We start from the raw sequence: 14,384 nt of genomic DNA, 5'->3' as shown, positions 1-14,384 counted from the left end.
CTTTCATTCAAATTCATATGATATAGCAGATAAAACGTATAGTGGCGCTGTCTCTGCTCTTAATATTCTAGGTCCGAGCGAGATACTCTGACATCCTAATTGTTGTAGTGCTTGGGCTTCAGATCTATCAATCCCACCTTCAGGACCGAAAATCACAAGCATTGATTTATAATCATACACCTTTTTTAATCTTTCGGCAAATCGCGTTCGCGATGTTTCTTTAGCATCTTCTTCATCTGCAAGAAATACAACATCATAATCTCCTACAACTTGCAATAGCTGTTTAAAGCTATACTGTTCATGAATTGTTGGAATATGCGTTCGATGTGATTGCTCTGCTGCTTCTTTTGCGATTTTTTGAAGTCGTTCTTGTTTCTTTTTCCCTTTTTTCGCATCCCATTTTACAATGGAACGTTCTGCTTCAAATGGGATAAAATCGTACATACCAAGTTCTGTTGATTTTTGTACGATAAGTTCAAGCTTATCTCCCTTAGGCAATCCACATGCAATCGTTACATGGATTGGTAACTCTGTGTTCGGACGCACTTCGCCTGTTTTTTGCACTTCGACCGAACCATTATCTATCTTTGTTATCTTGCAGACGAATGCTTCTCCATTATGTACAGCGATTAGCTCATCAGCAAGACGCATGCGCATCACATTGATAATGTGATGCGCATCGTCCTCTCGAATCGTGGCTATTTCATCATTAAAGGGTTGCTCTATAAAATACCTTTGCATTATACCACTCCAACCTATTAGGATTTACGACAAATAATTGTAACCCAGTCTTCCATCATCATCACTTCTTCGATGTCAAAGCCAGCATCAAGCAGTGATTTTTTTACGTCTTCTTTTTTCCCTTCAATGATCCCAGAAGTGATAAAGTATCCACCTGGTTTCACAATAGAATAAGCGTCATTCGTAAATGTCATGATGATTTCTGCCAAAATATTTGCAACAACTAAGTCTGCTGGTTCTTTTACTGTATCTAGAAGATTTCCTTGTACCACATTAATACTATTTTCAACTTTGTTCAAAACAACATTTTCTTTCGCAGAGCGAACTGCTACTTCATCCAAGTCTAAGGCATGAACGCTTTTCACTCCTAAGAGCGCCGCGCCAATTGCCAAGACGCCTGAGCCTGTGCCGACATCAATGACTGTAGAATTTGGCTTAATATACTTTTCTAACGCCTGCAAACTAAGAACGGTTGTCGGATGTGTTCCTGTACCAAATGCCATGCCAGGGTCTAACTCGATGATTAATTCATCACTCTCAACTGGCTTATATTCTTCCCATGATGGAACGATGGTGAAGCGATTTGATATTTTAACAGGATGATAGTATTGCTTCCATGCAGTTGCCCAATCTTCTTCTTGTACTTCACTCGTGGTAACTTCATTAGCTCCAATATTTATATCAAATTGATGGAGATTTGTGATTGCAAGCTTGATCTCTTCTACTGTTTCTGCTAAAAAACTGGTAACAGGCAAATATGCTTTCACGACAACTCCATCTACCGGAAAGTCTGACGGGTCTAAATCGTAAATTTCTCCGTATACATTTTCTCTTGTTTTTGCTAGCTCTTGAGAATCTTCAATAACTATACCGCTTGCCCCAGCTTCATATAATATATTTGAAATAGGTTCTACTGCTTCATTGGCAGTATGAATCGAAATTTCCGACCATTTCACTTGCAAATCACTCCTCTAATTATTCGCCTTTAAATTTTTTCTTCAATTTATCAATTAATGAACTGCTTTGTTCTTCTGGGATATCTCCAGAAATATTTGCGAACTCTCGAAGTAGTTCCTTTTGCTTCTCAGTTAGTTTACTTGGTGTTTTGATTTGAACGATGACGTGTTGATCACCATTGCCATAGCCATGCACGTTTTTAACACCTTTTCCTTTTAAGCGGAAGTGGTCGCCTGATTGAGTGCCTGCAGGGATTTTCATTTTTACTTTGCCATTGATTGTTGGCACTTCAATTTCGTCGCCAAGGGCTGCTTGAGGGAAGGTGATTGGCAATTTCAAATAAATATCGTCGCCATCACGCTCAAATTTTTCGTGTGCACGTACATGGAAAACGATATATAAGTCACCTGAAGGGCCACCATTTTTCCCAGCCTCTCCCTGGCCGCTTATGCGTAATTGTTGACCATCGTCTACACCTGCTGGAATATTGACTTTGATTTTTCTACGTTTTTTAACTGTTCCTGCACCATGGCATGTTGGACATTTTTCTTTAATGATTTGGCCAGTTCCTTCGCAATAGCCACAGGTACGGCGATTTGTCATTTGACCGAACGGTGTATTGACTGTTTCTGAAATTTGCCCAGAACCATTACAGTGTGAGCATGTTTCTTTGGATGTGCCCGGTTTTGCACCGTTACCATGGCATGTTTCGCATGTTTCCTCACGAGGAATTTCAATTTCTTTTTCTTTCCCGAATACTGCTTCCTCAAAGCTAATAGTCATGCGATATTGCAAATCATCGCCTTTTTGCGGTGCATTCGGATCTCTTCTGCTACGGCCGCCACCGCCAAAGAAGGTACTGAAAATATCTTCAAAGCCACCGAAACCTTCAGCACCTGAAAATCCGCCGCCAAATCCGCCAAAGCCTTGGTTAGGATCTTGATGTCCAAATTGGTCATAACGCGCTCTTTTTTGTTCATCGCTTAATACTTCATATGCTTCAGCGATTTCTTTGAACTTTTCATCTGCGCCTTCCTCTTTGTTGATGTCAGGATGATATTGTTTTGATAACTTACGGTATGCTTTTTTTATTTCGTCTTGAGAAGCCGTTTTGCTAATTCCTAAGACGTCATAATAATCGCGTTTTTCCATCTTTCACACTCCGCTCTTTTAACATAAATATTATTGTATCATGTATTTATAAAATGGCAAAAACACACTTTTATTGAAAAGGTGTATTTCAGCTCTCATTTAAAAAAGCCAAAGCCCGAGAGCGGTCTTTGGCTTTTGATTATCTTTTTATTCTACATAAACGAACTTTTACTATAGTACCGGATTACAACCGAGAGCATTGTCTTCCTTTTTAATACTCTGATAAAAGGTACATTGCGTAAGTTCAGATTTTATATAGATTTTGCACAATTATTTTTTATCGTCTTCTACTTCAGTGAAGTCAGCATCAACGACACCATCGTCTTTTTTGCCTTCTCCTTCAGCGCCAGCTTGTGCTTGTTGCGCTTCAGCTGCTTGTTGATAAACTTTCATTACAAGAGGTTGTAGAACGCCTTCAAGTTTTTCTTTCGCTTTTTTGATGTTTTCTGTTTCACCAGCTTCAAGCGCATTTTGCAATTCTTGTTTTGCTTCTGTTACAGAAGTTTTTTCTTCATCTGTAATTTGATCGCCTAAGTCAGTAATTGTTTTATCAACTTGGAATACTAGTTGATCTGCTTCATTTTTAAGATCTGCTTCTTCTTTGCGCTTTTTGTCAGCTTCTGAATTTGCTTCAGCTTCTTTAACCATGCGCTCGATATCTTCTTCTGATAGACCAGAATCTGATTGAATTGTGATTTTTTGTTCTTTTTGTGTGCCTAGATCTTTCGCTTTAACATTCACGATACCGTTTTTATCAATATCGAAAGTTACTTCGATTTGAGGGATACCACGTGGTGCTGGCGGAATATCAGTCAATTGGAAGCGGCCAAGTGTTTTGTTGTCTGCTGCCATTGAGCGTTCACCTTGAAGCACATGAATATCTACAGCTGGTTGATTGTCTGCAGCTGTTGAGAAAACTTGAGATTTAGATGTTGGAATTGTTGTATTACGGTCGATTAATTTAGTGAATACACCGCCCATTGTTTCAATACCAAGTGATAGAGGTGTTACGTCAAGAAGAACAACATCTTTCACATCACCAGTTAATACGCCGCCTTGTACAGCTGCACCCATTGCTACAACTTCATCAGGGTTAACGCCTTTATGAGGTTCTTTACCTGTTGCATTTTTCACTGCTTCTTGTACAGCAGGAATACGAGTAGAACCACCCACAAGAATTACTTGATCGATTTCTGATGCAGATAATCCAGCATCTTTCAATGCTTGGCGTGTTGGTACCATTGTACGTTCAACTAAATCAGCTGTTAATTCATTGAATTTAGCACGAGAAAGAGTTACTTCTAAGTGTAATGGGCCAGCTTCGCCTGCAGTGATGAAAGGTAATGAAATTTGTGCTGAAGTCACACCAGAAAGTTCTTTTTTCGCTTTTTCTGCAGCATCTTTTAAGCGTTGCATAGCCATTTTATCTTGAGATAAATCTACGCCGTTTTCTTTTTTGAATTCCGCTACTAAATAATCAATAATTTTTTGGTCAAAATCATCACCGCCAAGACGGTTGTCCCCAGCTGTGGCTAGTACTTCAAATACACCATCGCCTAATTCAAGAATAGAAACATCAAACGTACCGCCACCAAGGTCAAATACTAAAACTTTTTGGTCTTGGTCCATTTTTTCTAAACCATATGCAAGTGCAGCTGCTGTAGGTTCATTGATAATACGTTCTACTTCTAAACCAGCAATCTTACCAGCATCTTTAGTAGCTTGGCGTTCTGCATCGTTGAAGTAAGCAGGTACTGTAATTACAGCTTTTGATACTTTTTCACCTAGATAGTCTTCTGCATACTCTTTTAAGTGTGTAAGAATCATGGCAGATACTTCTTGCGGTGTATATTGTTTATCTTCAATTGTTACTTTGTAGTCTGTACCCATATGGCGTTTAATTGAACTAATTGTGTTTGGGTTAGTAATAGATTGGCGTTTTGCTACTTCACCTACTTGGCGTTCACCGTTTTTGAATGCCACAACAGATGGAGTTGTGCGCGCTCCTTCTTTATTAGCGATTACAACTGGTTCGCCGCCTTCAAGTACAGCGACGCATGAGTTTGTTGTTCCTAAGTCAATACCGATAATTTTGCTCATTAAAAATTCCTCCTAGTGATTCATTACTTAATCCGACTACTCGTTTACTTTTACCATTGCTGGTCGAAGCACTCTGTCTTTCAGCATATACCCTTTTTGCAGCTCTTGCAAAACAATACCCGGGTCTTTTGACTCGTCATGTTCTTGCATCACTGCATGGTGTATGTTGGGATCAAATTCAGCGCCAAGCGATTCAATCGGCTCAAGACCTTCTTTCTTAGTCGCTTCAACAAGAGAACGATAAATCATTTCAATTCCTTGTTTCATCGATACTGCCTCGTCCGTTGTCGCTTCAGCTTGCATAGCGCGCTCGAAGTTATCTAGTGCTGGCAATAAGTCTGTCAGCAAGCTTTGAGCACGATACTTCTCTTGTGCTGCACGTTCAAGTTGCGTGCGGCGTTTTAGGTTATCAAAGTCTGCACGCAAACGAAGGTAACGTTCTTCTTCTTTAGCCAGCTTTTCTTCTAGTAGCGCTAGCTCGTCTACTTGTTCTTCTACCTTTTCATCTGTTTCATCGTTTCTAGCTGCTTCCATTTTTTCTTCCGGTACAGCTTCTACGTTTTCATCAGCTTTTGGTGCTGCATTTTCTTTAGCTGTCTCTTCATTTGCAGCGAACTGTTCTTTTTCTTCTTCTGATTTAGACAATTAATATCCTCCTCTTCTACCGGCCATGCTAGTGGCGTTCGATAAATCGACTAAGACCACTGCTCATTAAATCTAATATAGAAACTACTCGCCTATAATCCATGCGAGTAGGACCGATGATCGCGATTGATCCTTTTTGCTCTTCACCTATAGTGTAGGTTGCTGTGATGACGCTGCAATCCTCCATTGCTATATGATGGTTTTCAGAGCCTATTCGGATTTGAATGCCTGATTGATGATGAGGGAAAATAGTCTGTATTTGACTTGTTTTTTCCATTAGCTCCATCAGCATTCGAACTTTATTTAAGTCATGGAATTCAGGTTGCTTCAGCATATTCGTTTTACCACCGTAGTATATTTTACCTTCACCGTGGTACTTATTGAGGTCGAAAATTGACGTAAGCAATCCATCATATGAGCCAATATGCTGCGCAATAACAGCCGTTGCCTCTTCTTCCAGTTTTTTATGAATCTGCTCCAGTGGAACTCCAACAAGCCGTTCATTTAATATATTAACGACTTTTTCAATATCCGATAGCGAATAGTTTTCAGGTATTGATATTAATCGATTTTCTACATGACCATGATCTGTTACGATAATGGCTACAGCAGATCCCACTGAAATCGGTACGATTGAAAATCGCCTTACTTTATGAAGCTGAACATCCGGTCCCAAAATAATCGACGTGTAGGTGGTCAATTCTGATAAAATATCAGCGGATTTGCGAATTACTTGCTCGGTTTCCATCATCCGATCTTGAAATAAGGATTGAATAGTTATGATATCTTGATTTGTAATAATTTGAGGTTTTAACATATGATCCACATAAAACCTGTAACCCTTTTCGGAAGGAACCCGACCAGAAGAAGTATGGGTTTTCTCTAAGTAACCAAGCTCTTCTAAATCAGCCATTTCATTCCGTATGGTAGCGGCGCTAAAACCTATACCTTCTTTTTTCGCAATTTGGCGAGATCCTACAGGCTGTGCGGTCGCAATGAAATCATCTATGATTACTTGCAGAATTTGCAGCTGTCGATTCGTTAGCATGATCATCACCTCACATTGTTAGCACTCAATAAGGAGGAGTGCTAATACAATTATTAATTTAACACCTCTCAAGAATGATGTCAACGGAAATGCCTAACCCTACAATAAAAATTGCTGAAATACTTCATTACCTACAAAACGCCCTTTTCGAGTGAGTTTGACAAAGTCACCATCATCTTCAATAAGCTCTCTTTCAAGTAAATCTTTCAGCTGATCCTCATAAACATTTTCGATAGTACATTGATATTTTTCGTAGAAATGCTTTTTGCTGACACCCGCTGTTTTGCGAAGTCCAAGAAAGAGTTCTTCTTCTATTTTCTCTTGCTTTGTTTCAACATGTGTCTGTTGAATAGGCTTTTCGCCTCGAGAAATAGCTTCCATATATTTCTTTAACGGACCAATATTAGAATAACGCACACCATTCATATACCCATGAGCTCCTGCCCCAAATCCAGCATACTCATCGTTGTCCCAGTATATTTGATTATGAATAGAAGAGTAGCCAGGTTGGCTAAAATTACTAATTTCATATTGATGGTACCCGTGTTTTTCCATCTCCTCCATCAACACATCATACATTTCTGCTTCTAAATCTTCACCTGGAAGACTAAGCTTTCTTTTGACCATCAAATTATAAAATATTGTTTTTGGTTCTACGATTAATGAATATGCAGAAAAATGAGTGAGGTTTAAAGAGAAAGCATATGCTAATGTTTCTTTCCATTGTTCCATCGTTTGTCCAGGCAAACCATACATTAAATCAATGCTGATATTTTCAAAACCAATCTTTCTGGCATTGTTGATCGTTTCAAATACATGTTCATTGGAATGAGTACGCCCTAAGTTTCTCAAAAGCTCCTCTTGGAATGCTTGAACACCCATGCTAAGCCGATTAACGCCCCCATTGTATAAAACACGCAGTTTTTCTTCCGTCAATTCATCTGGGTTAGCCTCTGAAGTAAATTCTGTGACATGTTCCATTGGTATATACATGCGAATTAATGACAATAAACGTTGAAGTTGCTCAGGTGAAAGTGCGGTTGGTGTGCCTCCCCCTAAGAAAACTGTTTCAATTTTGTGATCCTTATAGTCGCTTGCCCACATGCGCATTTCTTCACCCAATGCTTCTATATATTCATCGACTGGCTGGTTTTTAAAAAATACCTTGTTGAAATCACAATAGTTGCAGATCTGATGGCAAAACGGAATATGAATATAAATACCTCTAGCCAATCTGAAAACCTTCTTCCTTTTGAAAATTCTAAACTGCTTCTTAACTAACATCTTTTAATCCTGTCATATAGTTTAGTTTATTTTTACTGTTAATGAAAATCAGACGCGTTGATATAAAAAGTTTTATTTAGATTATAACTTGTAAAATTATTTTAATTTTCCTATAATTTGTATAAACATTAAAGGGGATGAGTGTATAATGAAAAGATTTTTGATTGCTTTATTGTCAATTTCCGTTTTAGCTGGTTGTGCAAGCAACACAGATACGGGGGAATATATTGCAAAGAAAAGTGATTTGGAAAACACCGTATTTAGTGGACAAACCGAAGAAGCCAACCAACTTATTTTTAATAAGGATAACTTAACGATTATTACAAATCCCACTTTGAACAATATTAAACCCTCTACTAATCCTCAAAAAAACACTAATGAAAAAAGTAGCGAAAATCATTACAACAATATAAAAATTAAAACAGCTGGCAACACGTATACGATTACCGGATCTAATGGATTAGAATTAAAATTAAAGAAAGTCGGCAAACGTGTCATTAGTGATTTGGATGGCAACGAGTATTCGACAGAACGTGATTTAGATTAATATAAAAGGCGGATGGCATCTAGCTGTCCGTTCTTTTTAGTACACAGTAATACTATAATTTAATAGAAAACTAGAATACTTTGTAAAGAAGGTGTATTGTTTTGCAGCCAATTGATATAAGTGAAATTCCTAATGAGATAAAAAAGTACATGGGTACCATCCATTCAATTCGTTTCCCAAAGCAGGGTTGTACATCAGATGTTGCCATTATTAAGGGTGATAAGTCTATTTTCGCGCTTAAAAGAACAAAAGATCCTTTATATAATACTTGGTTGAACAAAGAAATTTCTGTACTACATTGTTTATCTGGTAAAACAGATTTACCGATTCCACAAATAAAAGTATTTAAATGTGACAAAGATCAATCTTGGGCTCTAATTGAATATCTTGAAGGACTAACTGTTAGAGAAGCTCTATCTAAAGAGAAGAATAAGGAAACTAGAGAGGAAATAATATTTGTCTTTGGCAAGACATTATCACGTATACATTCAACTTCATGTCCCGCTGAATTGAAATATAAAACGCCTTGGATTGATGAAATGCTACTAAAAGCCGCATATAACTTCACACACTATGAAGTAGATGGATCAGAAGCAATATTAAAAAAAATCCAATCACAAAAGCCTAAGGTTATTAAACAAACATTAATACATGGTGATTTTACAATAGATAATGTATTGGTCCATAACGGTACATTGTCTGGGGTGATTGATTGGTCCGGAGGCGCTTATGGTGATCCAAGATATGATGTAGCGCTTGCCATTCGTCCTAAACCCTATGTTTTTGAAAATAGCGATAGAGAGATTTTCTTTGAAGGATACGGCAAAAGAATTATAAATCAAGAGGAATATAAATACTTTGCGGACGGATTATATGAATTCTTTTAATCATACCCTATCCAAGTCAAGGCATCTCCAACATCATTAGATGATCTATTATTTAATTATTAAAATCGGATAGCCCATGGCTATCCGATTTTTCGTTTCTAAGTACTTTCTCTCAGGTTGACTAGAAATAAAGCCAAGATTCTATTTAAGTTTCTTTTTCACCAATTCTACATAAGGTTTCTTGTCATATTCTTGATAGAGGCTCATTGACAATCTCACTGGATCTCCAAAGAAGAACCGTTCATATAAGGTCTGACGGGTACCAAATGAGCTCATTGTCGCATCCCAAGCGAGCCGGAAAAGTTTTACACGGTCTTCTGCATTATTTGCAGCAGATTGTAGATATAGGTCTATGTCTTTTCGAATTGATGAGTGAAATGCTTTTTCGGTTGGAATAGACATTAAGCCGCTCGCACCTAACAATTGAACTATCTCAGTAAAACGTGGATATACCTTAGGAAAAATACTGATGGCAACTCTAAGAGTCGTATAATCTGGCTGCATCAAACCTGCTTCGTTCATCTTTGCTTCAACTTCGGATTTGATCAACAAGGCTTTTAAAGTTTCAAGTGCCACAATAATTTCGGTAGCCTTTTCTTGTACGTGTTGAAAGCCTGAAATATTGATAGATTCTATAATTGATTGAACGATTCCCAGCATAAATTCTGTTTTCACAATTTGTCTGGATAACACCTGATGTAATCCAAAAGGTTGAAAAGAACTCCTACCTAAAAAGGACTGTGCGACATCAATATTATCATAATAAAATACACGATCCCACGGTACTAAAACATTATCAAAGACTACGATTGAATCCATTTCTTCATAGCGAGAACTTAAAGGATAATTAAAGACAGACTCCCCTTCTACAAAAGATTCTCTACAAATAAATTTGAGTCCCTTTGTGTTACTTGGAATGGAAAATGCAAACCCGCTCTCTTCATCAAATGGCTTCCCCGCTTTAATGAATAACATTTCATCGGTGATGCCACCCTGTGTTGCGAGTAAACGCGCGCCTTTGACAATAAGACCCTCACTCGTTCTTTCTACAACCTCAGCAGAAATTGGTTCACTCGTCGGTTTATCTAAAACGCTACCACGATCGACTTGAGGTTCAATAAACGTATGTGTCATCGATAAATCATTTTCACGTACGTATTCATAAAAGTTTTGAATATTTTCAGGAAAACAATTTTCCTCACCCTCCAATAAATGGACCGAAGAAGCCAAGGCCATGAGAGCTGTATTCATATAGTCTGGACTTCTTCCCATCATGCCATTGCTTTCTCTTGCTAAGAGCTGGATAGCCTCTCTTCTCTTGGCTAAATCTTCTTTAGACCTTGGCATGAGAAAGGAAAGTCCTATAGGATTACCCGTTTCCTCAGAAGGATAGGTTAATTTATCTTTTAGTTTCTCATCCTGTTGTAAATCATATAACCTAGCCTGACTCTTCATTACACCTTTAAATGCAGGATGTTCAGAAATATTGCCTGTCACCTGTTCTCCATCAACCCAAATATTAGCCTTCAATTGATCAATCTGTTCAATATATTGGGATCCAGTTCTTACGGGCATAACTCTCCTCCTACCTATTTAATCATCAACTTTTAGTTATTCGTCTAAAAGTATCATATGACAATTCTTTACAGGCGGTGACATTGTAATTTGATGGAGTAAAAAGTAAAGGGGAAGCTTCTACTATTTCTCTAACTGCGGAAGATAAAACCCTCCACCTAATGGTGAGGGTAAGGGTGAGGGAAAGAATTAAAGTTTACTAATCATCTGTTCTTTCTGTAACTTCGTGTCCATAGAAAAACGGTTGCACAATTATTATTTTAAAAAGATCAATCTTAATTCGAGTGGCCCATATTCAAAGGAAGAATCATGAAGCATCTTACCAAAAACTTTATGCTATCACTTTACTACGATTTTGTCGTTATTTGCTATATGGCACAATTACACCCTATGCAACTTTTGTTACTACCAATGCAGCATTATCATAAGTAATAATCCCAGCTGTACTCACTATGGCAACTCGTATAACATCACCTTGGTTTAACGCGATTTGGTCCGTTCTTGATACTACATCTATTTCAGTCACGCCATCTACAAAGGTTTGAAATTCAATCTGTTTTGTTGGAAGAGGAGTCCCATTTATAGTGAGCTGGAAAATAATATTGTTAAATGTTCCTGCTAATTCTGCATTTAATTGAATTGTGAACGTAACAGTATATACCCCTTGACTATTAACAGTAATAGAATCATCAACTGTACTTGGTGTTGTTCCACTGGAAGGTCCGACAGTGTCGAAATCTACATTTGGATTAGTTGTAGGATCTCCTCCAGCTACGTTATATATTGAACCAAAAACTGGGGTAAATTGTACTGGCTCTTCTTGAGTTGGTACATTGGGACAACTAGAAACCTTAAATTTGGATAAACTTTTACATTCTTCAAACCTCTCGCAATCATTGCAAATCTTATTAAATCCATTATTGTTAGACAAATGTATCCTCCCTTCTATTATTTCGATTAGATTATTTTATGCTAGAAAAATTTAATTGTTTGGACTACCAAGTACATCTTTTTGGGTGAATACTACACCCTTCCAATAGCCTTAGCATCTTATCCAGCAGCATATTTTGTTTACGTAATACTTTCAGTCGAGACATAGAAGGAAGTATATTACATATCCATATTTAATATTTATAATAAAAGACCACTCTTTTCGAGTGACCCTTCCCCAAAGGAAGAATCATGAAGCATATTATTCTTTTTTACGCCAGAGATATAAATTTATTACTGCTACATTCTTTAAATCCGCAATTCAGTTCTTCTATTACTAAAGAAAGAAACATTCATCTAACTAAAAAGATTGTATGATATGCTACAGACGACATTTTTGACTCATTTGCAAATAAATTAAAATTTGCTAGCATATAAAAAAAGCGGTAGGAATACGGTGTGAAAATCCACCAAGTATTACCTAACCGCTTTATTAAATTCTTCAATAACCTTATGGTATTAATGTTATTTTTTCGGTTGATCATCATCCATTTTAAGTACAGCCATAAACGCTTCTTGCGGGACTTCAACGGAGCCGACTTGCTTCATACGTTTTTTACCTTCTTTTTGTTTCTCAAGAAGTTTACGTTTACGCGAGATATCGCCGCCGTAACATTTAGCCAAAACGTTTTTACGCATCGCTTTAATAGTTGAGCGTGCAACAACTTTTTGACCAATTGCAGCTTGCACTGGTACTTCAAATTGTTGACGTGGAATTAACTCTTTTAATTTTTCAACAATAACCTTTCCTCGTTCATAAGCAAAATCCTTGTGAACGATGAAACTTAAAGCATCGACCTGTTCTGCATTCAAGAGAATGTCCATCTTCACTAGTTTTGATGGTTTATAACCAATCAATTCATAGTCAAAAGATGCATATCCTTTTGTGCTGGATTTCAATTGATCAAAGAAATCATAAACAATTTCGGATAACGGAATTTCATACAGGATATTTACGCGTATAGAATCCATATAATCCATCGTCAGGAAATTCCCGCGTTTTCGTTGGCAGATCTCCATTACAGCACCCACATAATCATTTGGCACCATTATACTTGCTTTAACATAAGGCTCTTCAATACGATCAACCTTTTGTGGATCCGGCATCATTGAAGGGTTGTCCACTTTAACTTCCTCACCATCGGTCATATGCACATGGTAAATAACTGATGGTGCTGTTGTAATTAGATCAATATTAAATTCACGCTCAATACGTTCTTGAATGATCTCCATATGCAAGAGACCTAAAAATCCGCAACGGAAACCAAATCCTAGAGCTTGTGATGTTTCAGGCTCATATTGGAGAGCAGAGTCATTCAGCTCTAATTTTTCTAATGCTTCCCGTAAATCATTGTATTTTGATGTATCAATTGGATAAAGACCGCAATACACCATTGGGTTCAACTTACGATAGCCAGGTAATGCTTCTGTGGCTGGGCGATTTGCAAAAGTAATTGTATCCCCTACACGTGTATCTCCTACATTCTTAATAGAAGCTGTGAGATAGCCAACATCCCCGACAGTTAAAAACTTCGCTGGCGTCATTTTTGGAGTATGCACGCCTACTTCGATGACTTCAAATTCTGCACCTGTTGCCATCATGCGAATTTTATCTCCTGGTTTCACAGTGCCTTCAACAACCCGAATAGAGGTAATTACGCCACGATATGCATCATATACAGAGTCAAATATCAGTGCTTGTAATGGCCCTTCCGGATCTCCTATTGGTGCCGGCACTTTTTCAACAATTTGCTCCAGAATATCTTCTATTCCAATGCCCGCTTTGGCTGATGCAAGCACAGCTTCAGATGCATCGAGGCCAATGACATCCTCTATTTCTCCTCGTACACGCTCTGGATCAGCTGATGGAAGGTCGATTTTGTTAATGACTGGTAAGATTTCCAAGTCATTATCTAGCGCAAGATATACATTTGCAAGCGTTTGGGCTTCAATACCTTGTGCTGCATCGACAACTAAAATCGCACCTTCACATGCAGCCAAGCTTCGTGAAACTTCATAAGTAAAATCGACATGCCCCGGTGTATCGATTAAATGTAAAATATATGTTTCTCCATCTTTCGCTGTGTAGTTCAACTGTACGGCATTTAGTTTAATTGTAATGCCTCGTTCTCTTTCCAAATCCATGGAATCTAGCAGCTGTTCTTTCATTTCCCTTGCTGTTAGCGCTTGGGTTTTCTCTAGTATCCGGTCTGCTAATGTTGATTTGCCGTGATCAATATGTGCGATAATAGAGAAATTTCGTATATGTTCTTGTCTGTTAATTAATTCTTCTCGATTCATTCGTTCCGCTCCTATAATCTATGCGCCTCATTTTTGAATCGTCTATTTGCATGCGTCGCCTTAGACTAATTCATTTTTTTCAGCTTCATTTCTCTTTCTATCACACCACTATAGAAGCGGTGATCTACTGAAATGTTGTTATTAAGAATTATAGCAG

12 protein-coding genes are annotated in these 14,384 nt (G+C 37.8%); 2 read left to right on the top strand and 10 right to left on the bottom strand.

Annotated elements, in window-relative coordinates:
• Nucleotides 1-3 precede the first annotated feature (3 nt).
• From F0527_RS05445 to hemW, 7 genes are all read right to left on the bottom strand, one after another.
• A complete protein-coding gene (locus tag F0527_RS05445) occupies nucleotides 4-741 on the bottom strand; it encodes a 16S rRNA (uracil(1498)-N(3))-methyltransferase (protein WP_150284036.1) in 738 nt (245 codons plus the stop codon).
• Between the two features lie 17 nt (nucleotides 742-758).
• The gene (prmA, locus tag F0527_RS05440) at nucleotides 759-1,697 is read right to left on the bottom strand and encodes a 50S ribosomal protein L11 methyltransferase (protein WP_150284035.1); all 939 of its coding nucleotides are present in this window, start codon (nucleotides 1,695-1,697) and stop codon (nucleotides 759-761) included.
• A gap of 19 nt (nucleotides 1,698-1,716) precedes the next feature.
• On the bottom strand, nucleotides 1,717-2,850 hold the full coding sequence (gene dnaJ / locus F0527_RS05435; RefSeq protein WP_066786293.1) for a molecular chaperone DnaJ: 1,134 nt from the start codon (nucleotides 2,848-2,850) through the stop codon (nucleotides 1,717-1,719).
• A gap of 270 nt (nucleotides 2,851-3,120) precedes the next feature.
• Nucleotides 3,121-4,950, bottom strand: coding sequence for a molecular chaperone DnaK (gene dnaK, locus F0527_RS05430; RefSeq protein WP_150284034.1), 1,830 nt, complete (start codon nucleotides 4,948-4,950; stop codon nucleotides 3,121-3,123).
• Nucleotides 4,951-4,986: 36 nt separating this feature from the next.
• On the bottom strand, nucleotides 4,987-5,595 hold the full coding sequence (grpE, locus tag F0527_RS05425) for a nucleotide exchange factor GrpE (protein ID WP_150284033.1): 609 nt from the start codon (nucleotides 5,593-5,595) through the stop codon (nucleotides 4,987-4,989).
• Nucleotides 5,596-5,623: 28 nt separating this feature from the next.
• A complete protein-coding gene (gene hrcA / locus F0527_RS05420; protein WP_147193844.1) occupies nucleotides 5,624-6,643 on the bottom strand; it encodes a heat-inducible transcriptional repressor HrcA in 1,020 nt (339 codons plus the stop codon).
• A gap of 99 nt (nucleotides 6,644-6,742) precedes the next feature.
• On the bottom strand, nucleotides 6,743-7,876 hold the full coding sequence (gene hemW / locus F0527_RS05415) for a radical SAM family heme chaperone HemW (protein ID WP_150284032.1): 1,134 nt from the start codon (nucleotides 7,874-7,876) through the stop codon (nucleotides 6,743-6,745).
• Nucleotides 7,877-8,075: 199 nt separating this feature from the next.
• On the opposite strand from hemW, the gene F0527_RS05410 reads away from it, so the two are divergent.
• Nucleotides 8,076-8,474, top strand: a complete 399-nt coding sequence (locus F0527_RS05410; protein ID WP_150284031.1) for a hypothetical protein — start codon at nucleotides 8,076-8,078, stop codon at nucleotides 8,472-8,474.
• Between the two features lie 101 nt (nucleotides 8,475-8,575).
• The gene (locus tag F0527_RS05405; protein ID WP_150284030.1) at nucleotides 8,576-9,361 is read left to right on the top strand and encodes a phosphotransferase family protein; all 786 of its coding nucleotides are present in this window, start codon (nucleotides 8,576-8,578) and stop codon (nucleotides 9,359-9,361) included.
• Nucleotides 9,362-9,502: 141 nt separating this feature from the next.
• Here F0527_RS05405 and hpaB read toward each other — a convergent pair whose 3' ends face one another.
• From hpaB to lepA, 3 genes are all read right to left on the bottom strand, one after another.
• On the bottom strand, nucleotides 9,503-10,936 hold the full coding sequence (hpaB, locus tag F0527_RS05400) for a 4-hydroxyphenylacetate 3-monooxygenase, oxygenase component (protein ID WP_150284029.1): 1,434 nt from the start codon (nucleotides 10,934-10,936) through the stop codon (nucleotides 9,503-9,505).
• A 388-nt stretch (nucleotides 10,937-11,324) separates the two neighbouring features.
• Nucleotides 11,325-11,867, bottom strand: coding sequence for a hypothetical protein (locus F0527_RS05395; RefSeq protein WP_150284028.1), 543 nt, complete (start codon nucleotides 11,865-11,867; stop codon nucleotides 11,325-11,327).
• Between the two features lie 524 nt (nucleotides 11,868-12,391).
• Entirely contained in the window at nucleotides 12,392-14,227 is a 1,836-nt protein-coding gene (gene lepA, locus F0527_RS05390; protein ID WP_066786277.1) for a translation elongation factor 4, read from the bottom strand.
• Nucleotides 14,228-14,384: the final 157 nt, after the last annotated feature.

The sequence above is a fragment of the Rummeliibacillus sp. TYF-LIM-RU47 genome, from assembly GCF_008638315.1.
In the GTDB taxonomy this organism is placed as follows: Bacteria; Bacillota; Bacilli; order Bacillales_A; family Planococcaceae; genus Rummeliibacillus; species Rummeliibacillus stabekisii.
Note: the sequence above shows the minus strand (reverse complement) of the source record. Positions and strands in the feature narration are given on the sequence as shown.

Bases quoted from the DNA above. Each gene is read 5' to 3' on its own strand.
- hrcA (WP_147193844.1), bottom strand. From the start codon at position 6,643: ATGCTAACGAATCGACAGCTGCAAATTCTGCAAGTAATCATAGATGAT.
- F0527_RS05445 (WP_150284036.1), bottom strand. From the start codon at position 741: ATGCAAAGGTATTTTATAGAGCAACCCTTTAATGATGAAATAGCCACG.
- hpaB (WP_150284029.1), bottom strand. From the start codon at position 10,936: ATGCCCGTAAGAACTGGATCCCAATATATTGAACAGATTGATCAATTG.
- F0527_RS05410 (WP_150284031.1), top strand. From the start codon at position 8,076: ATGAAAAGATTTTTGATTGCTTTATTGTCAATTTCCGTTTTAGCTGGT.
- dnaJ (WP_066786293.1), bottom strand. From the start codon at position 2,850: ATGGAAAAACGCGATTATTATGACGTCTTAGGAATTAGCAAAACGGCT.
- lepA (WP_066786277.1), bottom strand. From the start codon at position 14,227: ATGAATCGAGAAGAATTAATTAACAGACAAGAACATATACGAAATTTC.
- dnaK (WP_150284034.1), bottom strand. From the start codon at position 4,950: ATGAGCAAAATTATCGGTATTGACTTAGGAACAACAAACTCATGCGTC.